At 71.6% G+C, this 21977-nt stretch carries 27 protein-coding genes; 8 read left to right on the forward strand and 19 right to left on the reverse strand.

Features of this window, described 5'->3' with window-relative positions; translation table 11 throughout:
* Nucleotides 1-119: 119 nt before the first annotated feature.
* From AFL01nite_RS08160 to AFL01nite_RS08170, 3 genes are read right to left on the reverse strand one after another with little or no spacing between them, the layout of a single operon-like run.
* Nucleotides 120-881 (reverse strand): MBL fold metallo-hydrolase, encoded by a 762-nt coding sequence (locus AFL01nite_RS08160; protein ID WP_146827176.1) that lies wholly within the window; start codon nucleotides 879-881, stop codon nucleotides 120-122.
* Nucleotides 878-1684: a glutamate racemase gene (gene murI, locus AFL01nite_RS08165; RefSeq protein WP_146827177.1), complete on the reverse strand. Its 807-nt coding sequence runs from the start codon at nucleotides 1682-1684 to the stop codon at nucleotides 878-880. Before murI ends, AFL01nite_RS08160 begins: the two co-directional genes overlap by 4 nt.
* A gap of 58 nt (nucleotides 1685-1742) precedes the next feature.
* The gene (locus AFL01nite_RS08170) at nucleotides 1743-2348 is read right to left on the reverse strand and encodes a maleylpyruvate isomerase family mycothiol-dependent enzyme (RefSeq protein WP_222593450.1); all 606 of its coding nucleotides are present in this window, start codon (nucleotides 2346-2348) and stop codon (nucleotides 1743-1745) included.
* A 42-nt stretch (nucleotides 2349-2390) separates the two neighbouring features.
* Here AFL01nite_RS08170 and AFL01nite_RS08175 point away from each other — a divergent pair, with 42 nt between their 5' ends.
* The 3 genes from AFL01nite_RS08175 to AFL01nite_RS08185 are packed head-to-tail and all read left to right on the forward strand — an operon-like array spanning nucleotide 2391 to nucleotide 5407.
* Nucleotides 2391-2828: a MarR family winged helix-turn-helix transcriptional regulator gene (locus AFL01nite_RS08175; RefSeq protein ID WP_146827178.1), complete on the forward strand. Its 438-nt coding sequence runs from the start codon at nucleotides 2391-2393 to the stop codon at nucleotides 2826-2828.
* A 33-nt stretch (nucleotides 2829-2861) separates the two neighbouring features.
* The gene (locus AFL01nite_RS08180; RefSeq protein WP_146827179.1) at nucleotides 2862-4190 is read left to right on the forward strand and encodes a GH1 family beta-glucosidase; all 1329 of its coding nucleotides are present in this window, start codon (nucleotides 2862-2864) and stop codon (nucleotides 4188-4190) included.
* Complete coding sequence (locus AFL01nite_RS08185; RefSeq protein ID WP_146827180.1) at nucleotides 4187-5407, forward strand: MFS transporter; 1221 nt, start codon at nucleotides 4187-4189, stop codon at nucleotides 5405-5407. The genes AFL01nite_RS08180 and AFL01nite_RS08185 overlap by 4 nt, the downstream gene beginning before the upstream one ends.
* A gap of 114 nt (nucleotides 5408-5521) precedes the next feature.
* Here the strand turns inward: AFL01nite_RS08185 and AFL01nite_RS08190 are convergent, their stop codons facing one another.
* A complete protein-coding gene (locus tag AFL01nite_RS08190; protein WP_146827181.1) occupies nucleotides 5522-5947 on the reverse strand; it encodes an organic hydroperoxide resistance protein in 426 nt (141 codons plus the stop codon).
* A gap of 53 nt (nucleotides 5948-6000) precedes the next feature.
* Here AFL01nite_RS08190 and AFL01nite_RS08195 point away from each other — a divergent pair, with 53 nt between their 5' ends.
* Complete coding sequence (locus AFL01nite_RS08195) at nucleotides 6001-6441, forward strand: MarR family winged helix-turn-helix transcriptional regulator (protein ID WP_146827182.1); 441 nt, start codon at nucleotides 6001-6003, stop codon at nucleotides 6439-6441.
* A gap of 68 nt (nucleotides 6442-6509) precedes the next feature.
* On the opposite strand, the gene AFL01nite_RS08200 is transcribed toward AFL01nite_RS08195, so the two are convergent.
* The 8 genes from AFL01nite_RS08200 to clpS all read right to left on the reverse strand — a co-directional run bounded on the left by AFL01nite_RS08200 (nucleotide 6510) and on the right by clpS (nucleotide 11550).
* Nucleotides 6510-7487: a ribose-phosphate diphosphokinase gene (locus tag AFL01nite_RS08200; RefSeq protein ID WP_146827183.1), complete on the reverse strand. Its 978-nt coding sequence runs from the start codon at nucleotides 7485-7487 to the stop codon at nucleotides 6510-6512.
* 39 nt (nucleotides 7488-7526) lie between these two features.
* Entirely contained in the window at nucleotides 7527-8474 is a 948-nt protein-coding gene (locus AFL01nite_RS08205) for a PLP-dependent cysteine synthase family protein (protein WP_146827184.1), read from the reverse strand.
* A gap of 2 nt (nucleotides 8475-8476) precedes the next feature.
* The gene (locus AFL01nite_RS08210; protein WP_146827185.1) at nucleotides 8477-8755 is read right to left on the reverse strand and encodes a MoaD family protein; all 279 of its coding nucleotides are present in this window, start codon (nucleotides 8753-8755) and stop codon (nucleotides 8477-8479) included.
* A complete protein-coding gene (locus tag AFL01nite_RS08215; RefSeq protein ID WP_146827186.1) occupies nucleotides 8755-9234 on the reverse strand; it encodes a M67 family metallopeptidase in 480 nt (159 codons plus the stop codon). The genes AFL01nite_RS08210 and AFL01nite_RS08215 overlap by 1 nt, the downstream gene beginning before the upstream one ends.
* Nucleotides 9235-9304: 70 nt before the next feature.
* Nucleotides 9305-9865 carry a hypothetical protein gene (locus AFL01nite_RS08220; RefSeq protein ID WP_146827187.1) on the reverse strand — a complete coding sequence of 187 codons (561 nt, stop codon included), beginning with the start codon at nucleotides 9863-9865 and terminating at the stop codon, nucleotides 9305-9307.
* A 12-nt stretch (nucleotides 9866-9877) separates the two neighbouring features.
* The gene (locus tag AFL01nite_RS08225; RefSeq protein WP_146827188.1) at nucleotides 9878-10621 is read right to left on the reverse strand and encodes a hypothetical protein; all 744 of its coding nucleotides are present in this window, start codon (nucleotides 10619-10621) and stop codon (nucleotides 9878-9880) included.
* A gap of 72 nt (nucleotides 10622-10693) precedes the next feature.
* Nucleotides 10694-11257, reverse strand: a complete 564-nt coding sequence (locus AFL01nite_RS08230; RefSeq protein ID WP_146827189.1) for a DUF2017 domain-containing protein — start codon at nucleotides 11255-11257, stop codon at nucleotides 10694-10696.
* Nucleotides 11254-11550: an ATP-dependent Clp protease adapter ClpS gene (clpS, locus tag AFL01nite_RS08235; protein WP_146827190.1), complete on the reverse strand. Its 297-nt coding sequence runs from the start codon at nucleotides 11548-11550 to the stop codon at nucleotides 11254-11256. Before clpS ends, AFL01nite_RS08230 begins: the two co-directional genes overlap by 4 nt.
* Nucleotides 11551-11611: 61 nt before the next feature.
* Between clpS and AFL01nite_RS08240 the strand changes: the two genes are divergently transcribed.
* On the forward strand, nucleotides 11612-12904 hold the full coding sequence (locus AFL01nite_RS08240) for a nicotinate phosphoribosyltransferase (protein ID WP_146827191.1): 1293 nt from the start codon (nucleotides 11612-11614) through the stop codon (nucleotides 12902-12904).
* 1 nt (nucleotide 12905) lies between these two features.
* Nucleotides 12906-13493 carry an isochorismatase family protein gene (locus tag AFL01nite_RS08245; RefSeq protein ID WP_146827192.1) on the forward strand — a complete coding sequence of 196 codons (588 nt, stop codon included), beginning with the start codon at nucleotides 12906-12908 and terminating at the stop codon, nucleotides 13491-13493.
* A gap of 5 nt (nucleotides 13494-13498) precedes the next feature.
* Here AFL01nite_RS08245 and AFL01nite_RS08250 read toward each other — a convergent pair whose 3' ends face one another.
* Nucleotides 13499-14527, reverse strand: a complete 1029-nt coding sequence (locus AFL01nite_RS08250) for an LLM class flavin-dependent oxidoreductase (RefSeq protein WP_146827193.1) — start codon at nucleotides 14525-14527, stop codon at nucleotides 13499-13501.
* Nucleotides 14528-14581: 54 nt separating this feature from the next.
* Here AFL01nite_RS08250 and AFL01nite_RS08255 point away from each other — a divergent pair, with 54 nt between their 5' ends.
* A complete protein-coding gene (locus AFL01nite_RS08255; protein ID WP_146827194.1) occupies nucleotides 14582-15613 on the forward strand; it encodes an aminotransferase class V-fold PLP-dependent enzyme in 1032 nt (343 codons plus the stop codon).
* Between the two features lie 98 nt (nucleotides 15614-15711).
* Here AFL01nite_RS08255 and AFL01nite_RS08260 read toward each other — a convergent pair whose 3' ends face one another.
* Genes AFL01nite_RS08260 through AFL01nite_RS08280 form a run of 5 tightly spaced genes read right to left on the reverse strand, consistent with a single transcriptional unit; the run spans nucleotide 15712 to nucleotide 20126 of the window.
* The gene (locus AFL01nite_RS08260) at nucleotides 15712-16539 is read right to left on the reverse strand and encodes an oxygenase MpaB family protein (RefSeq protein ID WP_146827195.1); all 828 of its coding nucleotides are present in this window, start codon (nucleotides 16537-16539) and stop codon (nucleotides 15712-15714) included.
* A complete protein-coding gene (locus AFL01nite_RS08265; RefSeq protein ID WP_146827196.1) occupies nucleotides 16536-17501 on the reverse strand; it encodes an alpha/beta hydrolase in 966 nt (321 codons plus the stop codon). The genes AFL01nite_RS08260 and AFL01nite_RS08265 overlap by 4 nt, the downstream gene beginning before the upstream one ends.
* 55 nt (nucleotides 17502-17556) lie before the next feature.
* Nucleotides 17557-19248 carry a DEAD/DEAH box helicase gene (locus tag AFL01nite_RS08270; protein ID WP_146827197.1) on the reverse strand — a complete coding sequence of 564 codons (1692 nt, stop codon included), beginning with the start codon at nucleotides 19246-19248 and terminating at the stop codon, nucleotides 17557-17559.
* Entirely contained in the window at nucleotides 19245-19520 is a 276-nt protein-coding gene (locus AFL01nite_RS08275; RefSeq protein ID WP_146827198.1) for a DUF3039 domain-containing protein, read from the reverse strand. Before AFL01nite_RS08275 ends, AFL01nite_RS08270 begins: the two co-directional genes overlap by 4 nt.
* Nucleotides 19521-19574: 54 nt before the next feature.
* Nucleotides 19575-20126, reverse strand: a complete 552-nt coding sequence (locus AFL01nite_RS08280) for a YqgE/AlgH family protein (protein WP_146827199.1) — start codon at nucleotides 20124-20126, stop codon at nucleotides 19575-19577.
* Nucleotides 20127-20174: 48 nt separating this feature from the next.
* On the opposite strand from AFL01nite_RS08280, the gene AFL01nite_RS08285 reads away from it, so the two are divergent.
* Entirely contained in the window at nucleotides 20175-20939 is a 765-nt protein-coding gene (locus AFL01nite_RS08285; protein WP_186813876.1) for a MerR family transcriptional regulator, read from the forward strand.
* Here the strand turns inward: AFL01nite_RS08285 and AFL01nite_RS08290 are convergent, their stop codons facing one another.
* The gene (locus AFL01nite_RS08290) at nucleotides 20940-21932 is read right to left on the reverse strand and encodes a DUF3048 domain-containing protein (protein WP_146827201.1); all 993 of its coding nucleotides are present in this window, start codon (nucleotides 21930-21932) and stop codon (nucleotides 20940-20942) included.
* Nucleotides 21933-21977 lie beyond the last annotated feature (45 nt).

The following is a 21977-nucleotide window of genomic DNA, read 5'->3' on the forward strand; positions in this document are numbered from 1 at the left end:
GATCTACCTCTCCTGGCACCCCGTCCCCCCGGACATTCGCCGCCGCACCTGGTGCGCGGGGCGCTGGGCACCGAGAGTCATACAACCGCGCGTGGACCCCGGGGGCAATGGGACGGGTGTTACAACTCGACTACGTCGCCCGCCCGCACGAGCCGGTAGTCGCCGTCGTAGACGGTCGTGAGGTCGGCCTCGACCTCGTCGCGGTCGGTCCACGGCGGGATGTGCGTGAGCAGCAGCCGGCCCACGCGGGCGGCAGCGGCGATGTGCCCGGCCTCGGCCCCCGTGAGGTGCAGGTCGGGCGGGTTGTCGGCCGACTCGACGAACGACGCCTCACACAGGAAGACGTCGGCGCCCTCGGCGAACCGCTCCAGCCGTGGGTCGGGTCCCGTGTCGCCGGAGTACACCAGCGAGCGGCCGTCGGCCTCGACCCGGATGGCGTAGGCCTCGACCGGGTGGGGCGTGCGCATCGCACGCAGCGTGAACGGCCCGACCGTGGCCGCGAACCCGTCGGTGACGTCGCGGAACTCGAACGGCAGCGTCATCCCGTTGGGCGCCGTCGTGCCGTAGGCGTTGGAGAGCTGCCAGTCGCTGCCGGCCGGGGCGTAGACCGGCAGCCGGGGCGGCGGGCCCGCGGGGTGGTACTTGCGCACGACGTAGAGGCCGCTCATGTCGAAGCAGTGGTCGGGGTGCAGGTGCGACAGGCTGATCGCGTCGATGTCGCGCAGGTCGATGTGGTCCTGCAGCGGACCGAGCGAGCCGGAGCCGAGGTCGAGCAGCAGCCGGAACGTGCGTCCCTCGAACGGCGCCTCGACCAGGTAGCAGCTGGCGGCGGAGTCGGGCCCCGGGAACGATCCGGAGCACCCCACGATCGTGAGCCTCACACCGTCACCCACGCGAACTGGTCGACCGACTCGACCTCGGGCCCCAGGAACCGGCGGCCCAGGTCGGCGAACTCGGCCGGGTGGCCGGTGGTGAGGAAGCGGTGGGACGGAGCGGGCAGCGCCGGGTCGCGCTCGAGCTCGTGCGACGCGAGCAGGCGGTACACGTCCTTGGCGGTCTCCTCCGCGCTCGACACGAGCGTCACGGTATCGCCCATGACGTACGACAGCACGCCGGTCAGCAGCGGGTAGTGGGTGCACCCCAGGACCAGCGTGTCGACGCCGGCGTCCTGCAGCGGCGCGAGGTACTCCTCGGCCACCGCGAGCAGCTCGGGGCCACCGGTGATCCCGGCCTCGACGAACTCGACGAAGCGCGGGCACGTGCCGGTGTGCAGCTCGATCCCCGGGTTGGCGGCGAACGCGTCGTCGTAGGCGCCCGAGGTGGCGGTGGCGACGGTGGAGATCACGCCGACCTTGCCGTTGCGGGTGGCGTTCACGGCCCGCCGGGTGGCCGGCAGGATCACCTCGACGACCGGCACGTCATACCGCTCGCGCGCGTCGCGCAGGACGGCGGCGCTGGCCGAGTTGCAGGCGATGACCAGGGCCTTGACCCCGAGGTCGACGAGGTGGTCCAGGCACTCGAGCGCGTACTCGCGGACCGCGGAGATCGGCTTGGGCCCGTACGGCTGGCGCGCCGTGTCGCCCAGGTAGACGATCGGCTCGTGCGGCAGCTGGTCGAGCACCGCTCGGGCGACGGTGAGTCCGCCGAAGCCGGAGTCGAAGATGCCGATGGGTGCGTCGCTCACACCCCAGAGGGTAGACACCTCCGGGGGCCGAGGGGGAATCCACGCGGCGTGAGGTCGGTCATCCCGCGGGGACGGGCAGTCGCCCGGTGGCCATCAGCAGGAGGTCGCCCGCGGGCGCGACGAGGTCCACTCCCCTGCCGCGGGTCCAGTCGGCGTCGGTGGCGACGAGGCGGCGTCCGCGGAAGCGGCGGCCCGGCCAGAACGGGAATCCGCGGCGCCACGTCCACTCCAGGGCCTCGAGGGCCGGGTCCGCGGGCGCGGTGACCTCGCGCCCCAACGGCCGGGCGATGTCCTGCGTGTGCACGAGCACGTCGAGCAGCGGATCGCGCACGAACGTCGAGGGGGCGAGGCGCCGCGCGCCCGTCGTGTCGCGCAGGTCGGCCAGGATCTGCGCGTCGGTGCGCGCGGCAGCCCGCTCGATCGCCGTCACCCGGATCATGCGGTCGAAGTCGCCGCGGGCGCGCACCGCCTCACGCACGGTCCGACGCAGCGAGATGGTCGGCGCGATGGCCAGGTGGGCCGCCACGTCCCGCACGGTCCACGCCTCGCACAGCGAGGGCGTGCGCCACTGCTCCGGCGTGAGCTCGTCCAGGAGCGCGGCCAGCCTGGTCTTGCCGTGGTCGATCTCGGCCCAGATCTCGTCATGGTCCATGACGTTCCCCATTCGTCAGCCTTCCTGACCATTATCGTCAGTTAGACTGACGACATGTCAAGGGCTCAGCCGTCCACCGGTGTCTGGTTCTTCGTGGCCCACCGCGCGATGGAGCAGCGCATCCTCGACGGGCTGCACGCCGCCGGGTTCGACGACGTCACCGTGGCGCAGGCGCGCGTCTTCGCCCGGGTCGACCCCGCAGGGACCCGCCTCACCGACCTCGCCGAGCGCGCCCTCGTCACCAAGCAGACCGCCCAGGTGCTGGTGAACCACCTGGAGGAGGCCGGGTACGTCGAGCGAGTGGCCGACCCCACCGACGCACGGGCGCGGCTGATCCGCCCGGCCGCGCGTGGCCGGCGCGCGCTGCGCCACGCCCGCCGGCTCGAGCAGCACATCGAGACCGAGTGGGAGCGGCACCTGGGCGCCGCGGACATGGCCCACCTGCGTCGCACCATGGCGCGCCTGCGCGAGATCACCGACCCGTTCGCCTGACGCAGAACGCCTCGGACGGGGCAGGATGAGCCCATGAGTGATCTGCCTCACTTCGGGTCCAACTTCCTCTGGGGCGTCTCGACCGCCGCGTACCAGATCGAGGGGGCGGTGGACGAGGACGGCCGCGGCCGCTCGATCTGGGACGAGTTCAGCCACTCCCCCGGTCGCACGAAGGACGGCGACACCGGCGACGTGGCCTGCGACCACTACCACCGGTACCGCGACGACGTGGCACTCCTGGCCGACCTCGGCGTCGACGCGTACCGCTTCTCGATCTCCTGGCCGCGGATCCAGCCCGACGGCGTGACGGTCGAGCCGCGCGGACTCGACTTCTACGACCGCCTCGTCGACGCGCTGCTCGAGCGCGGCATCGAGCCGAGTGCGACCCTCTTCCACTGGGACTCGCCGCAGGCCCTGGAGGCGAGCGGCGGATGGGAGAACCGCGACATCGCCGAGCGGTTCGCCCAGTACGCGCACGTCGTCGGCGAGCGGCTGGCCGACCGCGTCACCCGCTGGTTCACGCTCAACGAGACCGTCGTCTTCACGCTGCTCGGCCACGGCAACGGCATCCACGCCCCCGGCAAGGAGCTCGGCTTCGGGGCGCTGCAGGTGGCCTGGCACCAGCTGCTGGCGCACGGCCGTGCCGTGCAGGCGCTGCGCGCGGCCGGCGCGTCGCAGGTCGGCCCGGCCAACAACCACACGCAGGTGCGGCCCGTCGACGACTCGGACGAGACCCGCGACGCCGCGCACCTGTTCGACCTCGTCTACAACCGGGCGTTCCTCGACCCGATCCTGCTCGGGACGTGGCCGCTGGCCGGGATCGTGGATCCGGTGGCCCACGACGGCGACCTCGGCGTGATCGCCCAGCCGATCGACTTCCTGGGCGTGAACTCCTACAACCCGCAGTACATCGCGGCAGCCGCCCCGGGTGGCGAGGTGCCGTTCGACCAGGTGGTGCCCGACGGGTTCGAGCTCAACGACTTCGGCTGGCCGATCATCCCCGAGGGATTCACGCAGATGCTCGTCGGCCTGAAGGAGACGTACGGCGACGCGCTCCCGCCGATCCTGATCACCGAGAACGGCGGCGCCTTCAACGAGGCACCGGGCCCGGACGGGCGCGTGCGCGACCAGCGCCGCATCGACTACACGGCCGCCCACCTGGCGGCCCTGCGCGGCGCGATGGACGCCGGGGTCGACGTGCGTGGGTACTTCCACTGGTCGCTGATGGACAACTTCGAGTGGGCGGAGGGCTACTCGCAACGGTTCGGGATGACCTACGTCGACTACGCGACCCAGCAGCGGATCCCCAAGGACTCGTTCGCCTGGTACCGCTCGCTCATCGCGGCGCAGCACGGCCGATGACGGCCCCGGTCGAGCCGCTGGCCCCGGTCCGGCTGCCGTGGCTGGCGTCGGTCGCGCTGGTCAACCTCGGGACGTACGTCGCGTTCTTCGGCCCGCTCGCCGTCCTGCTGCCCCAACAGACCGAGGCCGTGGTGGGCGACGGGAAGGAGACGGCGCTCGCCGTGGTGACGGGCGTCGGCGCGGCGATCTCGATGGTCGCCAACCCGCTGTTCGGGGCCCTGTCGGACCGCACGCGCGCCCGGGCTGGCCGTCGCGTCCCGTGGATCACCGCAGGGTCGCTCGTCGGCGCCCTGGGCCTGACGATCCTGTCCGGCGCCTCGGAGTTCTGGCAGGTCGTCGTGGGCTGGTGCCTGGTGCAGGCCTCGGTCAACGCCTCCCTGGCGGCGATCACGGCGACCCTGCCCGATCGGGTGCCCGTGGCTCAACGGGCGTGGGCGGGCGGGTTGGTCGGGCTCGGTCAGACCCTGGGCATCCTCGTCGGCGCCGGCCTCGCCATCGCGTTCGGCGGCACCCGGGGCGGCTACCTGGCCTGTGCGGCCTTCCTGCTGCTGAGTGCGCTGCCGTACCTCGCCCGCAGCGACGACCGCCCGCACGTCGACCGCGTGCCCTTCTCGGCACGGCAGTTCACGCGCTCCTTCTGGGTCTCGCCCACGGAGCACCCCGACTTCGCCTGGGCGTGGCTGACCCGGTTCGTCGTCAACCTCGGCAACGCGATCGCGACGCTCTACCTGCTGTACTTCCTCACCGACGCGGTCGGCCTGGCCGATCCCGACGGCGGCGTGTTCATCGTGATCGCGGTCAACTCGGTGGTCGTGGCGATCTCGGCGGTCGTGGCGGGGCGGTGGTCGGACCGCGTGGGGCGCCGCAAGGTGTTCGTCGTCTGGGCCGGGATCGTCATGGCCCTCGCGGCGCTGCTGCTGGCGTTCTGGCAGACCTGGCCGGGGGTGCTCGTCGCCGCGGTGGTGCTCGGCGTCGGGTTCGGCGCGTTCCTCGCGGTCGACCTGGCGATCGTCACCGAGGTGCTGCCCGACGAGGCCGGCTTCGCCAAGGACCTCGGCGTCATCAACATCGCCAACGCCCTGCCCCAGGTGATCGCCCCGGTCATCGCCGCGCCGATCGTGACGCTGCTCGGCGGCTACACGACGCTGTACGTCACCGCGGCCGTCGTGGGCCTCGTCGGCGCCCTCTCGGTCGTCCGCATCCGCGGCGTCAGCTGACCGCGCGCCCGCCGCCACGCCCCCACTTTTGGAACTGGATCCACGCCGAACGGTCGATTCGAGGTGGATCCAGTTCCAAAAGTGGAGAGGGGCGCGCGGTGGCGCGGTGGTGCGTCAGGCGACGGTGAGCTCGACGTCGATGTTGCCGCGGGTGGCGTTGGAGTAGGGGCACACCTGGTGGGCGGCCTCGACGAGCTTCTGGGCGTCCTCACGCGACACGTTCGGCAGCGTCACCTCGAGCTGGACGGCCAGGCCGAAGGAGCCGTTGCCGTTGTCGCCGATGGAGACGTCGGCGACGACCTCCGACTCGGAGACGTCCGCGCCGGCCTTCTTGCCGACGATGCGCAGCGCGGAGTGGAAGCACGCGGCGTAGCCGGCGGCGAAGAGCTGCTCGGGGTTCGTCGCGCCGCCGGGACCGCCCATCTCGGGAGGCATGCGGACGTCGGTGGACAGGATGCCGTCGGTGGACTCGACGTGGCCGTCACGGCCGTCTCCAGTGGCGACGGCGCTGGCGGTGTAGATCGGGGTGATGGAGGTCATGCCCTGAACTCTATTGCGCACAATCAAATCGGGCAACAGGTAGCCTTGCCCTCGTGGAGGACTCCTACCCGCAGCTCGCGCTCGACCAGCAGATCTGCCTGCCGCTCTACGCGGCCTCGCGCGCCGTCACCCGGCGCTACGCCGATCTCCTCGGCGAGGTGAGCCTGACGTACCCGCAGTACCTGTGCCTGCTCGCCCTCTGGGAGGCCGACGGTCCGCTGGGCGTCGGCGACCTGGGAACGCTGCTGCACCTGGACTCGGGCACGCTCACTCCCCTGCTGAAGCGGATGGAGTCGGCGGGCCTCGTCACCCGCGCCCGCGACACCGTCGACGAGCGCCGGGTCCTGATCTCCCTGACCGATGGCGGATGGCGGCTGCGCGACCGCGTGGCCGACGTCCCCGCCCGTCTCGTCGAAGGAATGGGCATGAGCGAGCGGGACGGTCGCGCCCTGCGCGACCTGCTCGACCGCCTCATCGCCGAGCTGGAGCGCTGAGATTCACGTTCGGCCAGCGACACGCCGTGCTTGAGTGGCCGAACGTGCAACTCAGCGGGTAGGGCGGCTCAGAGCGGCAGCTTGGGCTGCGGCGGGGCATGGGCCGGGTCGACGCCGTCGAACAGGCTCGAGACCGACTCGCCGGCGTGGATGCGGGCGATCGCCTCCGCGAACAGCGGCGCGACCGAGCGCACCTTGAGCTCGGGCCAGTCGGCGGGCGCCGGCACCGTGTCGGTGGTGACGACCTCGCTGATGGCCGGGTGCGAGCGGAGGCGCTCGACGGCCTTGCCCGCGAAGAGGCCGTGCGTGCAGGCCACCGAGGCCTCGGTGACGCCGAACTCCTCCAGCTTGTCCATCAGCTCGATGATCGAGCCGCCCGTGGCGATCTCGTCGTCGAGGACGATCGCGCGCTTGCCCGCCACGTCGCCGACGATCGTGTCGATGACGACCTTGTCGTCGGCCTTGCGCTGCTTGCTGCCGGCCGCGACGGGCAGGCCGAGCAGCCGCGCGAACTGCGAGGCGGTCTTGGCGTTGCCGAAGTCGGGCGAGACCACGATCGCGTTCGTGAGGTCCTGGCCGCGGTAGTGCTCGGCGAGCTCGCCCAGGGCGGTCAGGTGATCGACCGGCATCGAGAAGAAGCCGTGCACCTGCGGGGCGTGCAGGGTCATCGTGACGACCCGGCCCACCCCGGCAGTGGCCATCATGTCGGCGACGAGCTTGCCCCCGATCGAGATGCGGGACGCGTCCTTCTTGTCCGAGCGCGCGTAGGCGTAGTGCGGCATCACGACGGTGACGGAGGCCGCGGACGCGCCGCGCGCGGCGTCCACCATGAGCAGCAGCTCCATGAGGTGGTCCTGCGTCGGCGGTACCAGCGGCTGGACGATGTAGACGTCGCGCTGGCGGCAGTTGGCGAGGAGCTGCACCTGGAGGCAGTCGTTGCTGAAGCGGGTCGTCTCCGACCGGCTCAGCGTGACGCCGAGGTGACTGCAGATCTCCTCGGCCAACGTCCGGTGCGCACTACCCGAGAACACGACGATGTCGCTCACGGCTCGAAGGCTATCCCGACGCCCCACCCACTGAACAGGTCAGGCCCAGAGCTGGCCCTCGAGGCGGTCCTCAGCCTCGTCGATCGTGCCCTCGTACGCGCCCGTGGACAGGTACTTCCAGCCGGCGTCGGCCACCACGAACGCGATGTCGGCGCGCTCGCCCGCCTTGACCGCCTTGGCCGCCTGGGCCAGCGCGGCGTGCAGGATCGCACCGGTCGAGATGCCCGCGAAGACGCCCTCGCGGTCGATCAGCTCGCGCACGCGGCGGACCGCGTCGCGCGGGCCGACGGAGAAGCGCGAGTCGATCAGCGACGCGTCGTAGAGCTCGGGCACGAACCCCTCGTCGATGTTGCGCAGGCCGTAGACGAGCTCGCCGTAGCGCGGCTCGGCGGCGACGATGCGCACGTCGGGCTTGCGCTCGCGGAAGAACCGGCCGATGCCCATCAGGGTGCCCGTGGTGCCCAGACCGCCGACGAAGTGCGTGATCGTGGGCAGGTCCTCGAAGAGCTCGGGCGCGGTGCCGCGGTAGTGCGCCTCGGCGTTGGCGGGGTTGCCGTACTGGTAGAGCATCACCCAGTCCGGGTGCTCGGCGGCGAGGCCCTTGGCCACCCGCACGGCCTCGTTGGAGCCGCCTGCCGCGGGCGAGCTGATGATCTCGGCGCCGAACATCGTCAGCAGCTGGCGCCGCTCGATCGAGGTGTTCTCGGGCATGACGCAGATCAGCCGGTAGCCGCGCTGCCGCGCCACCATCGCCAGCGAGATGCCGGTGTTGCCGCTCGTGGGCTCGAGGATCGTGCACCCCGGCGTCAGCGACCCGTCGGCCTCGGCGGCCAGGATCATCGACAGGGCCGCACGGTCCTTGATCGAGCCGGTGGGGTTGCGGTCCTCGAGCTTGGCCCACAGCCGCACGTCGTCGCTCGGCGAGAGGTTCGGCAGGCCGACCAGCGGGGTGTGACCGACCGAGTCGACGAGCGAGTCGTAGCGCATGCTCAGGCCGCGCCGCCCGCGACGGCGGGCAGGATGACGACCGTGTCGCCATCGGAGAGCGCGGTCTCGAGACCACCGGTGAAGCGGACGTCCTCGTCGTTGACGTAGACGTTGACGAAGCGGCGCAGCTCGCCGCCGTCGAGGAGGCGCTCCTTGAGGCCCTCGTGGTTCGCCTCGAGATCGTCGATCAGGGCGGAGAGGGTGGTGCCGTCGGCGTCGACGGCGCGCTCACCCCCGGTGTAGGGGCGCAGGATCGTGGGGATGCGGACCTCGACGGCCATCAGTTGTCACCTTCGGTTTCGGGGACTGCCGGGTCGGCAGTCGTGCTCTCTTCGGTGTAACGGTCCACGACGCGAACTTCTTCCTCGCTGATCTCGCCGTCGGTGATGCGGTACGAACGGAAGTCGACCGGACCGGACTCGTGGGCGCCGTCGCGCGTGGAGACCAGCACGTAGTGGGCGCCGGGCTCGGAGGCGAGGTTGAGGTCGGTGCGCGACGGGTAGGCCTCGGTGGCGGTGTGCGAGTGGTAGATGACCACGGGCTCCTCGTCGCGGTCGTCCATGTCGCGGTAGAGCCGCAGCAGGTCGCCGGAGTCGAACTCGTAGAACGTGGGCGACATGGCGGCGTTGAGCATCGGGATGAGCCGCTCGGGCCGGTCAGAGCCGATCGGACCCGCGATGACGCCGCAGGCCTCGTCGGGGTGGTCGCGGCGGGCGTGGGCGACGATCGCCTCGACGTGCTCGCGCAGGATGGTCAACACAGTCCCCGAGTCTATCGAGGGGTGCCCGTCACCCCGGCGGGCATCCGAGGGGCGGACCCACCGTCGCGCGTCACACGTCGTCGTTGATCACGTCGATGTCATGCTCGTCGAGGTTGGCGTTGGTGCCGCCGCTGCGCATGCACGAGTTGTCGTTGGAGTCGTTGTCGGAGCTGCGGTGACTGATGCCCGCCGTGTGCCCGAACTCGTGACAGCCGACGTGCAGCCAGGCGGAGGACCCGCTGATGTTCGTCTGGTTGAACTTGACCTCCCAGACGTCGCACTCCAGGCCCAGGGTCGTCTTGTTCACGCAGGTCGCCCGGCCGCGGACGTTGTGCCAGCTGCCCGAGTCGCCGTAGCTGCTGTCGTAGACCTCGACGTCGCCCGAGCCGTTGACCGTGGCGTTCATCTTGGTGCGGTTGAGCTCGGAGATCCCGCGCAGCGCGGCACTGTCGCCGCTGGACGTCAGGCTGTTCCGGTCGACGTGGTGATCGGCGTTGTCCGGGTCGATGAGGTCGTTGTTCGAGGCGCTCGCCACCGACATCGGCCACAGGACCAGCGACAGCAGCAACACCGCGGTCCAGGCGACGGGGGCGAACCAGGCGGGAGCGGGGAGGCGGTGCGGTCCGGTCATGTCGTCGGCCTCTCAGTCGTTCGGCTGCGCGGGGTTCGGAAGGGTCATCGGCTTGGCGACGCCGCGCCGCGCCAGGTCGGCAGCGGCGAGGACCCGCGATCGCAGGTCGGCCACCGAGGGAGCCCGATGGGCGTCGGCGCCGGCCTGGGCGCGGGAGTCCACGAGCTTCCCGCCCACGGTGCCGTCCCAGGGCCCGTCGCCGTGGTGGTCGCCGCTGACCTCGGCACCCTCGTCGGTGAGGAGCGCGCGGCCGGTCGTGCCGACGTAGGTGTAGCCGCCGCTCGGCCCGCTGTCCTTCGCGAGGAAGAAGTAGCCCTCCTGCCCGACCTCCGACCACGGCATGCCCTCGGTCTCGTACCCGATGCCCTCGGACCACCAGCCCTCGACGATCCGGATGGAGGTGCCGACGGCGGGGGCTCCGCGAGCGCCGTTCGCGACCACCTCGTCGACCCGGACCGTCAGCACCCGGTCGGTCTCGTCGGCGACGCTCTGCTCGGGGGTGTACTGGTGGGTCGCGCCGGGCGCGACCTCGGTGACGGTGCCGCGCACGACCACGTTCGCCGTGGCGGCCATCCGGCCGAGGTCGTCGTAGACCACGGCCTCGTCGACGAAGGCGACACCCTCGGCATGATCGGGATAGGGGTCCGACCCCGTGGCCGAGGACGTGTCGCCCCGGGTGAGGAACAGCACCAGCCAGACGACGAACAGCGCCGCGACGACGGCGACCACGAGATAGAGCAAGCGACGGACCGTCATGACCCATTCCCCCCGGTATCGGTGTCACCACTGTGACCCACCCCGGGGTGGCTGACAAGAGCCTGCCAGCGCTCAGGCGACCTGGACCAGCGTCTCCTGCACGAAGCCCAGCCAGTCGAAGACGTCGCCCATCGCGACCGTGGCCTCGTCGTCGGACTCCGCGAGCCGCTCGGCGTCCTCCTCGGTCTCGATGCCCAGCCGGACTGCCAGCGCGATGCGGATGTCGGTCAGCGCGCGCAGCCAGCCCATGACCTGGGTCGCGTCGAGCTCGACCTCGACGTTCTTGGCGCCGACGTCCAGGCCGCCGGCCTCGAGGCACTCGATGAGCACCCGGGCGTTGCCGACCTTCGTCGCGGTCAGCGACTGCTCGGTGAAGCGGCGGAACTCGGCGGCCTCGGTCGGGTCGTCGCGGTAGGCGTCGGGAAGCAGCCGCGCCAGCACCGGGTCCTCCGGCGGCAGCACCGGCCCGGTCATGCCGATCATCTGCGCGAGCGGATCGGGCTCGGACTCACTCGGCGCGTTGCGGTCCTGCAGCAACTCGACCACCTGGCTGGCGAGGTTGACCAACAGCTGCGCCTCGTTGAGTTCGAAGACGGCGGTGACGGTGCCGCGACGACGGCGACGGAACGGCTTCACACGTCACTCCGCTCGAGGGTGGCCCAGAGGCCGTACTCGTGCATCGCCTGGACGTGCCGCTCCTGCTCCTCGCGGCGGCCGCTGGAGACGACGGCGCGGCCCTCCTCGTGCACGGCGAGCATCAGCTGATTGGCCTTCTCCTCGGTGTAGCCGAAGTAGGTCCGGAAGACGAACGCCACGTACGACATCAGGTTGACCGGGTCGTTCCAGACGATGGTCACCCACGGGTCCTCGAGCTGGACGACGAGGTCGGACTCCGGCTTCTCGGTCTCGACGGGGGTGGGGGTGGTCACTCCCCCATTGTGCCTGCCGCGCTCCGGGGCACGCAGGCCGCCGGGGACCTACGCTGAGTCCATGGTGTCGACCGCGCTGCTGACCGATCACTACGAGCTGACGATGCTGCAGGCCACGCTCGCCGACGGCACCGCCGAGCGGCGCAGCGTGTTCGAGGTGTTCGGTCGTCGCCTCAACGCCGGACGGCGGTTCGGGGTCGTCGCCGGCACGGGGCGGGTCCTGGACGCGCTCGCCGACTTCCGCTTCGACCGCGACGAGATCGACTTCCTGCGCGCACGGAAGGTCGTCGACGACTCCACCTGCGACTGGCTGGCCGACTACCGCTTCACGGGCGACATCTGGGGCTACCCCGAGGGCGAGCTGTGGTTCCCCGGCTCGCCGATCCTGCGGGTCGACGCCTCGTTCGGCGAGGGGGTCATCCTCGAGACGCTGATCCTGTCGATCCTCAACCACGACTCGGCGATCGCCTCCGCGGCGACGCGCATGACGATGGCGGCGGGCGACCGTCCCTGCATCGAGATGGGCACCCGCCGCACCCACGAGGAGGCCGCGGTCGCCTCCGCCCGCGCGGCCTACATCTGCGGCTTCGCCGCGACGTCCAACCTGGAGGCCGGCCGGCGCTACGGCATCCCCACCGCAGGCACGGCCGCGCACGCGTTCACGCTCGTCCACGACACCGAGCGCGACGCGTTCACGTCGCAGGTGCGCTCGCTGGGCCATGACACCACGCTGCTCGTCGACACGTACGACACGACGCAGGGCGTCGCCACGGCCATCGAGGTCGGTGGCGCGAGCCTCGGCGGCGTGCGCCTGGACTCCGGCGACCTCGGCGACGTGGCCCGCGTGACGCGTGCCCAGCTCGACGCCGCCGGCAACACCGGCACCCGCATCACCGTCACGAGCGACCTCGACGAGTACGCCATCGCCGCGCTCGCGGTCGCGCCCGTCGACGGCTACGGCGTCGGCACGTCCCTGGTGACGGGCTCGGGATCCCCCACGAGCGGCTTCGTCTACAAGCTCGTCGCCCGCGCCGCCGACGACGGCACGATGATCGGCGTCGCGAAGAAGAGCAAGGACAAGGCCTCGGTCGGCGGTCGCAAGACGGCGCTGCGGCGGCTGAGCGCCTCCGGTGTCGCCGAGGCCGAGGTCATCGGCATCGACATCACGCCGCGCGACGACGGCGACGACCGAGAGCTGATGGTGCCGCTCGTGGAGGGCGGCAAGCGGGTCCACGACGCGACCCTCGACGACGCCCGCGAGCGGTTGCAGGCGTCCCTGGGCGAGCTGCCCGCCGCGGCACGTCGCCTGTCGAAGGGCGACCCCGCCATCCCCACGATCTTCGAGGAGGACTGACATGGCCGCACCGCGCACGCTGGTCGTCGTCGATGTCCAGAACGACTTCTGCGAAGGCGGCTCGCTGGCCGTCAGCGGGGGTGCCGCGGTGGCCGAGGCCGTCGCCGACCTCATCGCCGAGGGCGAGTACGACCTCGTCATCGCCACGCGCGACCACCACATCGACCCGGGCTCGCACTTCAGCGAGGAGCCGGACTACGTCGACTCCTGGCCCCCGCACTGCGTGGTGGGCACGCCCGGGGTCGAGCTGCATCCTCCGCTGACCGACGACCTGTTCGCCGCGATCTTCGACAAGGGCGAGTACGAGGCGGCGTACTCCGGGTTCGAGGGCACCGACCGCGAGGGCCGCGGACTGGCCGACTTCCTGCGCGAGCACGACGTCGAGCAGATCGACGTGTGCGGCATCGCCACCGACCACTGCGTCCGGGCCACCGCCCTCGACGGCGCCGGCGAGGGCTTCAAGGTCACCGTGCTGCAGGACCTGACCGCCGCCGTCACCCCCGAGAACATCAACCGCGTGCAGCAGGAGTGGGCCGCCGCCGGGATCTCGACCTCGGCGCCCCGGCTGGACCCGCCGCGCGACGCCTGATCCCGTCAGCCGGCGAGCAGCTCGAGCGTGCGGACACGACCCGGCGTGGTGCGCGGGTCGGCGCCGCGTCGCGCGGACGCGACCGGGTGCAGCATGACCTCGTCGACGTCGAACTCGGCCGCGAGCTCCTCGAGCTCCTTGCGGGCGGTGTCGGGATCGCCCACGACCATGCGGGCCAGGCCGGAGTCGACGAGCGACTCCATCCCCGGGTCGAGCTCGAGCGCCTCGGCGTCCTCGACGAGGTCGATGGGCGCGAGCGGCTTGCCCGTCATCAGCCGGGCCATGTTCTGCAGGTTGGGCAGCGCCAGCGCGGTGGCCTCGTCGGAGGTCTCCGCCACCACGATGTTCGCGGTCAGGAACGTCGTGGGCCGTTCGCACAGGTCGCTGGGCCGGAACTCGCTGCGGTAGACCGCCAGCGCCTCGGCCGTGCCCTTGCCGCTGAAGTGGTGGGCGAAGACGTACGGCAGGCCCTTGGCCGCGGCCAGGTGCGCCGAGTACATCGACGAGCCGAGCAGCCACATCTGCGGCGCGCTCACCGCGGCGGGGGTCGCCTTCAGCACGTACTGCTGGTTCGGGATCGGCACCCGGACGCCCCGGCCGTCCATCAGCGCGACGACGTCGTCGAGGTACTGCGGGAAGTTGCTGATGTCGGAGTCGTCACGTCCGGCAGCGCCACGCAGCGCCCACGAGGTGACGGGGTCCGAGCCGGGGGCCCGACCGATGCCCAGGTCGATGCGCCCGGGGAAAGCGGCCTCCAGCAGCGCGAACTGCTCGGCGACCGCGAGCGGAGCGTGGTTGGGCAGCATGACGCCGCCCGATCCCACGCGGATCCGCTCCGTGGCGGCGGCGAGCAGGGCGATGAGGACCGGCGGGGACGCCGCGGCGACGGCCGGCATGTTGTGGTGCTCGGCCACCCAGTAGCGCTCGAATCCCAGCCGATCGGCCGTGCGCGCCAGGTCGGTGGCCGCGGCGACGGCATCACCCGTGGTCTGGTCGGTGCGGACAGGGACGAGATCCAGGACCGAGAACTTCATACGGGTTCCAACCACGACGGGACCTCGCCGATTCCCGGGCGCTAGCGTCGGGACATGCGTGAGGCATTCGGAGCGACGTTCATCGGACCGGAGGGCTACCTCAACACGGCCTCGTACGGCCTGCCGCCGAAGACCACGGTCGATGCGCTCGAGCGCGTCCACCGGGGGTGGGCCGCGGGCACCATCGCGGGTCCGGACTTCGACGCGGACATCGCCACGGCTCGCGCCGCGTTCGCCTCGCTCGCAGGCGTCCCGGCGGGGTCGGTCGCCATGGGGTCCTCGGTCGCCGCGCTCCTCGGGCCCGTGGCATCGTCGCTCCCCGACGGTGCGCGCGTGCTCGTCGCGGAGGGCGAGTTCACCTCCGTCAGCTTCCCGTTCGCGGCGCACGGCGGCCGGGGCGTGACCGTCACGGAGGTGCCCCTCGAGCGACTGCCCGAGCTGGCCAGCGAGCACGACGTCGTCGCCGTGTCGACCGTGCAGTCCGCCGACGGGGCCCGGGTCGACCTCGCGGCGCTGCGTGCGGCCACCCGAGGCACCGACACGCTCGTCGTCCTCGACGGCACCCAGCAGCTGGGCTGGCTGCGCCTGGACCTGGCGTGGGCCGACGTGGTCGTGAGCTCCAGCTACAAGTGGATGTTGGGGCCGACGGGCGTCGCCTGGGCGTCCTACGCCGACACGCTGGCCGAGCGCCTCGTCCCTCACCACGCCAACCGCTACGCCGGCGGGCTGCCGTGGGAGACGACCTACGGACTGCCCCTGCGGCTGGCGGACGACGCGCGCCGCTTCGACATCTCGCCGGCGTGGTTCCCGGTCGTGGGCGCCGCCGCCAGCCTGTCGTGGATGGCGTCCCTCGACCTCGAGAGGGTCACCGCGCACTCCCGGGCCCTGGCGGACGCGGCACGCGGCGCACTGCACCTGCCGCCGGGCGACTCGGCCATCGTGTCGATCCCGGCCGAGCATGCGGCGAAGCGCCTGCAGGAGGCGGGCTTGCGCGCCTCGGTGCGTCAGGGTGCGGCCCGGATCGCGTTCCACCTGTACAACACGCAGGACGACCTCGACCGCGTCGTCGACGCCCTGACGTCGTGATGCCCGGTCCCGCGGGGGAAGCTGCGGGACCGGGCATCACTCCCATGTGGGGAACCCTTAGTTGTACGTTCGCACAACTTATGTGAAAACGCGAGGCCTCAGGTGCCCAAGTTCTCGATGAGGAAGCCGCCGGCGTAGCTGCGGATCCGCGGCGAGTCCGCGACCCGGCGCGGCTCTCGCCGCTCCGGGAGGAAGCGCACGACCCGGCCCCGCAGCCGCAGGGCGCCGTGGGAGGCGCGCTCGAACCACACCGGCGGATGGTCGTAGCCGAAGGCCTCGCGCAGGTGCGGGTCCATGATGGCGATGCTGAAGCGACGCACCACCGGGGCCAGCGGCCGCGGGTAGAACGAGATCAGCAGGTCCAGCGTCGCGTCGGCGACGGCTCGCGACTTCGGGTCGAACACGAAGTGCTCGGCCTCGTAGTCGTCCAGCAGGCGCGCGAAGCCGGTGAGGTCCTCGGGCAGGTCGCGGATGCCCATGAGGGCGCCGAGCCGGCGGTAGTAGGCCACGCCCGCGACGTCCTCCTCCGGGGTGGGCCGACGCCACCCGTAGCGATGGACCCACCGGTTCGGCATCACGACGAACGTGGCCAGGACGTAGCGCATGTCGTCGTTGGTGATGTCGTACCTGCCGTGCATCTGGTTCATCCGGCGGATGGCGGCCCGGCCCGGATCGGTCTCCATCCCCCGGTCGACGATCTCGCCGAGGATCAGGGCGGTGTCATCGTGCCGTCGCTGCGTGTCGGTCGTGAACTGTTGCGTGTCGTACAGCAGGCGACCGATCGACGGCACCGCGTACGTGCGGAACAGCGCGAAGCTGAGCGCCTGCTCGAGGTCCCACGGGAAGTCGTACTGGCCGAAGAGGCGCGAGATCTCCTCGTAGTCGACCAGCGGGTCGAGGCCGGCCGACCGCACCCGGCGGGTCACCCCGGCACCACCACGTGGGCGGCGACATAGTCGACGATGTCCGAGACCGCGCGGTGCGCCACGGGCGAGACGCCGGGGAGGCTGAGGAACCCGTGCACGGCGCCCGGGTACTCGCGGTACCGCACGCGCACTCCCGCTCGCTGGAGCGCGTCGCGGTAGTGCACGCCGTTGTCGAGCAACGGGTCGTGGTCGGCGGTCAGGATGAACGCCCCGGGGAGGTCGTCGAAGGACTTGGCGCGCAACGGCGACGCCAGCGGGTCCTGCGTGCCGTACGCGTCGCCGAGGTACAGGTGGGCGAACGCGGACATGTTCTTCGCGCTGAGGACCGGCTCGTCGGGCATCCGCAGCTCGGAGGCGAACTTCTCGTACATCTCGACCGCGGGGTAGATCAGCACCTGGGCGCGCAGGCGCGGGCCGCCCTCGACGACCGAGCGCTGCGCCGCGACGGCGGCGAGGTTGCCCCCGGCGCTGTCGCCCATGACCCCGATCCGGTCGACGTCGAGGCCGAGCTCGTCGGCGTGGTCGGCGATCCAGTTCAGCGCCTCCCACGTGTCGTCGACCGCGGCGGGGAACGGGTGCTCGGGAGCGAGGCGGTAGGACGGCGAGATCACCGTGGCGCCGCTGCCGGCGGCCACCCGCGAGGCGAGCCACGCCGACTGGTCGGGCGACCCCTGCACCCAGCCGCCGCCGTGGAAGTTGACGATCACCGGACGCCTCCCACCGACGCCGGTCGGACGGTGGATCAGCGCGGTGAGCGTCCGGCCCCGGAGGGGGATCTCGATGGTCTCGGCACGGGCCCGTCGATCGGGCGTGCCGAACACGGCCCGACCGACGGGCGTGTTCATCAGCCGCGTGCGCTGGGCCCGCAGCGCGGCGTGGTCGGTGGCCTCCTCGACGGGGGTGGCGAGGCGTCCGAGGACGGTCGCGAAGACCTGGGTGCGCAGCGGCAGTCGGGCAGTCACGCGGCCAGCCTAGGGGTCAGGCGTGACGTGGGTCACCGTCCCGCCGCTCCCCCGGTCAGCCGGACGCGCGCAGGGCCCAGTCACGGAGCTTGTCGATGCGGCTCTGCAGCTGGGGCACCGTGGCCTGCGCGGCGGCGGGGCCGCCGCACTCCTGGCGCAGCTTGTTGTGCGTGACGCCGTGCGGCGTGCCGGTGCGGTGGTGCCATGCGGCGACGAGGGAGTTGAGCTCGCGGCGCAGCTCGGCGCGGCGCTCGTACTCGACGTCGGCGGCGGCGCGGACCGGCGCCTCCACGCGCTTGCGGGCGCGCGCGCTGCGCAGCAGCTCGGCCACCTGGTCGCGCTCGAGCAGGCCCGGGATGCCCAGGAAGTCGAGCTCGTCGCCGTCGCCGGCGACCATCTCGTAGTCGATCGGCGAGAACTCGTCGCCGTCGAACAGGACCCGGTCGAAGGACGCCTCGCTGCCGATCGCGGCGTACTGGTTGCCCAGCTCGTCGCTGGCGCCCTCGGACGCGTTGGCGCGCGCGATGAGCGCCTCCTCGGCGGCGAAGAGGTCGCCCTCGTCGTGCACCGGGCGGCCGATGACGTGGTCGCGCTCGGCCTCGAGGTCGGCGGCCAGCTTCAGCAGGCCGGGGACGCTGGGCAGGAAGACCGAGGCGGTCTCGCCGCGACGGCGCGCGCGGACGAAGCGGCCGATGGCCTGGGCGAAGTACAGGGGCGTGGCGACCGTGGTGGCGTAGACGCCGACCGCCAGGCGCGGCACGTCGACGCCCTCGCTGACCATCCGCACCGCCACCATCCACGGGTCGGTGCCCGCCGCGAACTCGGCGATCCGCGCACTCGAGCCCGGCTCGTCGGACAGCACGAGCGTCGGCTCGGAGCCCGTCAGCTCCTTCAGCAGCTTGGCGTAGGCGCGGGCCGAGGTCTGGTCGCTGGCGATCACGAGGCCGCCGGCGTCGTGGATGTCGCGGCGGACCTCGAGGAGGCGCTTGTGAGCGGCCTGCAGCACCGCCGGCACCCACGAGCCGTTCGGGTCGAGCGCGGTGCGCAGGGCCTGGGCCGTCTGGTCCTTCGTGAGCGGCTCGCCCAGGCGCGCCGATACCTCGTCGCCGGCGCTCGTGCGCCACTGCATCTCGCCCGAGTACGCCATGAACAGGACGGGCCGGACGACGCCCTCCTTCAGCGCGGACCCGTAGCCGTACGCGTAGTCGGCGACGCTGGAGATCGATCCGTCGCCGACCGGCGCGTAGGTGACGAACGGGATCGGGTTGTCGTCGGAGCGGAACGGCGTGCCGGTGAGCGCCAGGCGCCGGACGGCCGGCTCGCACGCCTCGAGCACGGCGTCGCCCCAGCTGAGGGCGTCTCCGGCGTGGTGGATCTCGTCGAGGATCACCAGGGTGCGGCTGCGCTCGATGCGCACGCGGTGCCCGACCGGGTTGGTGGCCAGGCCCGCATAGGTGACGCAGTACCCGTCGAAGCGGGCGCCGAGCGCGCCGCTGAGGTTGGGCTCGAGCGCGATGCCCGAGCGTGCGGCGGCCTGCGCCCACTGGCTCTTGAGGTGCTCGGTGGGAGCGACCACGACCACGCGCTCGATGATGCGGCGGTGCAGCAGATCGGCCGCGATCGTCAGCGCGAACGTGGTCTTGCCCGCGCCGGGCGTGGCGACGGTGAGGAAGTCGGCCGGTTGCGTGCGGGCGTACTGGTCGAACGCCTCACGCTGCCAGGCCCGGAGTGACTGGGCCGAGCTCACTGGTCGGAGTCACTCCCGGAGCCGTCGTCGTCGCCGGGGTTGAAGTTCTCCCAGATGTCCTTGCACTCGGGGCACACGGGGAATCGCTGGGGGTCGCGGCTGGGGACCCACACCTTGCCGCACAGCGCGATGACGGGCGTGCCCATCACCATCGCCTCGGTCAGCTTGTCCTTCGGGACGTAGTGGCTGAAGCGCTCATGGTCGCCGTTGTCGAGGCGCTGTTCGGTGCGCTCGTCTGTGACGGTCTGGGCACCGCGGCCGAAGAATCCCACCCCCACATCGTAGGCGACGGATCCGACACCGGGCGCCGGTCCACGCCGACGATCTCAGTTCAGGCCGGGATCCTCGGGCAGGTTCGCCCAGAAGCGCACCTCGCCACGCTGGCGGCGCAGCACCTCGGCCCACAGTCGCTCGGGCGCCGGCGAGATCAGGTCGCCCTCCTGGGCGGGCAGCACGATCCACGCACCCTCGGCGATCTCCGCCTCCAGCTGGTCGGGCGACCACCCGGCGTACCCGGCGAAGACCCGCAGTCCCACGAGCTCGCCCCCGGCGGGCCGGGGACCGTCGAGGTCGACGAGGCCGACACGTCCATCGGTCTGCCGCCAGCCGAGGGGGCGCATCGCCATGTCGGTGACCACGCCCACGGCCAGCGCGGAGTCCATCCCCACGGGGCCGCCCTCGAACAGGCAGCCGGGGGCGTTGGCGACCTCGGCCCAGCCCGGGAGGACGTCGTCGATGTCCGACTCCAGGGGCCGGTTGACGATCACGCCCAGCGCGCCGTCCTCGTCGTGGTCCAGGACGTACACGACGCTGCGCCAGAAAGGCCCGGCCGCGATCGCGGAGGTGGCGACCAGCAGCTGGCCTCGCACCGATGCCATGACTCCATGATGCCTGAAACGGTGAAGTCCTCCCCTAGACTTGCCGTCATGGCCGACGCCCAGCGCGACGAGGAGTTCACCGTCGACGTCCTCGCGGAGCGGGCCGGGATGACGGTGCGCAATGTCCGCGCGTACTCGACCCGCGGCCTCATCGACCCGCCGCGGCTCGAGGGACGCACCGGGTACTACACCCAGAAGCACCTGCAGCGGCTGGTGCTGATCCGCACGCTGCTGGGTCGCGGCTTCACGCTGGCGGCGATCGAGGACGCGATCCTGAAGTCGCCCTCCACCGCGTCGAGCGTCGCGCTGGACCTCATCAACATCTTCGAGGTCGAGGACGACGAGGACCCGACCGAGCTGATCAGCCGCGCCGAGCTGGCCTCGCTCTCGGGCGTGAGCCCCGACCACAAGCTGATCGACCAGATGATCGAGCTCGGGCTGCTCGAGCAGGTCGATGAGGACACGATCCGCATGCTCGAGCCCAGCGTCGTCCGGCCGGGAGCCGCGTCGGTGGCGATCGGGCTCAACCCCGACAGCGTCGTCGACATCGTCCCGCACATGCGCGAGCACCTCGAGCAGATTTCCGACCGCTTCGTCCACCACGTCAGCCGCGACGTGGCCCAGCCGTTCCTCGACGCGGGGCTGCCGCAGGACGAGTGGCCGGTCGTGTTCGAGAAGATCGACCAGCTGATCCCGATCGCCAGCCAGGTCGTGGTCTCGATGTTCCGCAGCGTGCTGCGCGAGGCGATCGAGGTCGAGATCGGTCACAAGCTGGAGGAGCTGGCCGCCGAGAGCGACCAGCCCGCTCCCTGACTACTTCGCGCTGAGCGCCGTCGACTCGTTCTTGCTCAGCAGCTCGATCCACGTCTTGCCGCGCGGCAGGGTCATGGCCTGTCCGTTGCGGGTCCGCAGGACGATAGTCGAGGCGTTGTTCGGCTTCTTCCACGTGGCGTTGACGCGCGTGCCGCCGACGAACACGACCGCCTTGCCGCTGCCCTCGAAGGTGGTCTCGGGCACGCGGTTGCCGGCCGGGTCGGTGTAGCCGGCGTCCTTCTCGTCGGCCCACAGGACGACGAGGTTCTTCGCGCCGAACTCCTTGGCGCTGGTGCCGTTCGTGCGCTTCCACGCCTTGCCGTTGAAGCGCCACGACGTGGTGTGGGTGCGCGAGAACTTCACGGAGGCACTGGTGACCTGCGGGCCCTTCGGCGCCGCGGCGCCGGCCGGCGACCACTGGAAGTACGGCCGCTCGGGCTGCGTGTTCTTGACGTCCTTGGTGAGCCGGGCGAGGTCCACCACGACGTTGTAGGGCGCGGAGCCGCTGTCGCGTGACAGCCCGGGCGAGCCCGCGTCCTGCGAGTGGATCGGGATGCCGGCGTCCTTGATCCGCGAGATCGTCCTGCCCGCGCCGCCTGAGGCGACCACCTGTCCGCGCACCGGCTTCGCGATGCCGATGTCGGTGGCCCGCATCGAGCGCACGTGGCCGACGTTGCCGGGCAGGCGCGTGTAGAAGAGCGCGGCCAGGCGGGTGATGCCGCCCTCGACGGTCTGCTCGACGACCAGGTCGGCCTTGTCGACGCTGGTCTGCGGGGCGGAGGCCGGCGTGTTGTCGATCTTGACGACGAAGACGGGGTTCGCGGGTGCCTTGGCCAGCGTGCCGCCCGTCAGCGGGTTGACCGCCGCGATCTTGGCGGCCGTCGTCTTGTTCGGCTCCTTGGGGTCGGGCTCGGACGTCTTCTCCTCCCCGCCTGAGCAGGCCCCCACGGAGAGCAGGAGGGCACAGGTCACCGACAGCATCCGCAACTTCATGCCCCAAGGATGCCTGAGGCCAGGTCGCCTTCGGGGCTGGGGCGG

Origin of the sequence: Aeromicrobium flavum (genome assembly GCF_007992115.1) — a bacterium.
In the GTDB taxonomy this organism is placed as follows: Bacteria; Actinomycetota; Actinomycetes; order Propionibacteriales; family Nocardioidaceae; genus Aeromicrobium; species Aeromicrobium flavum.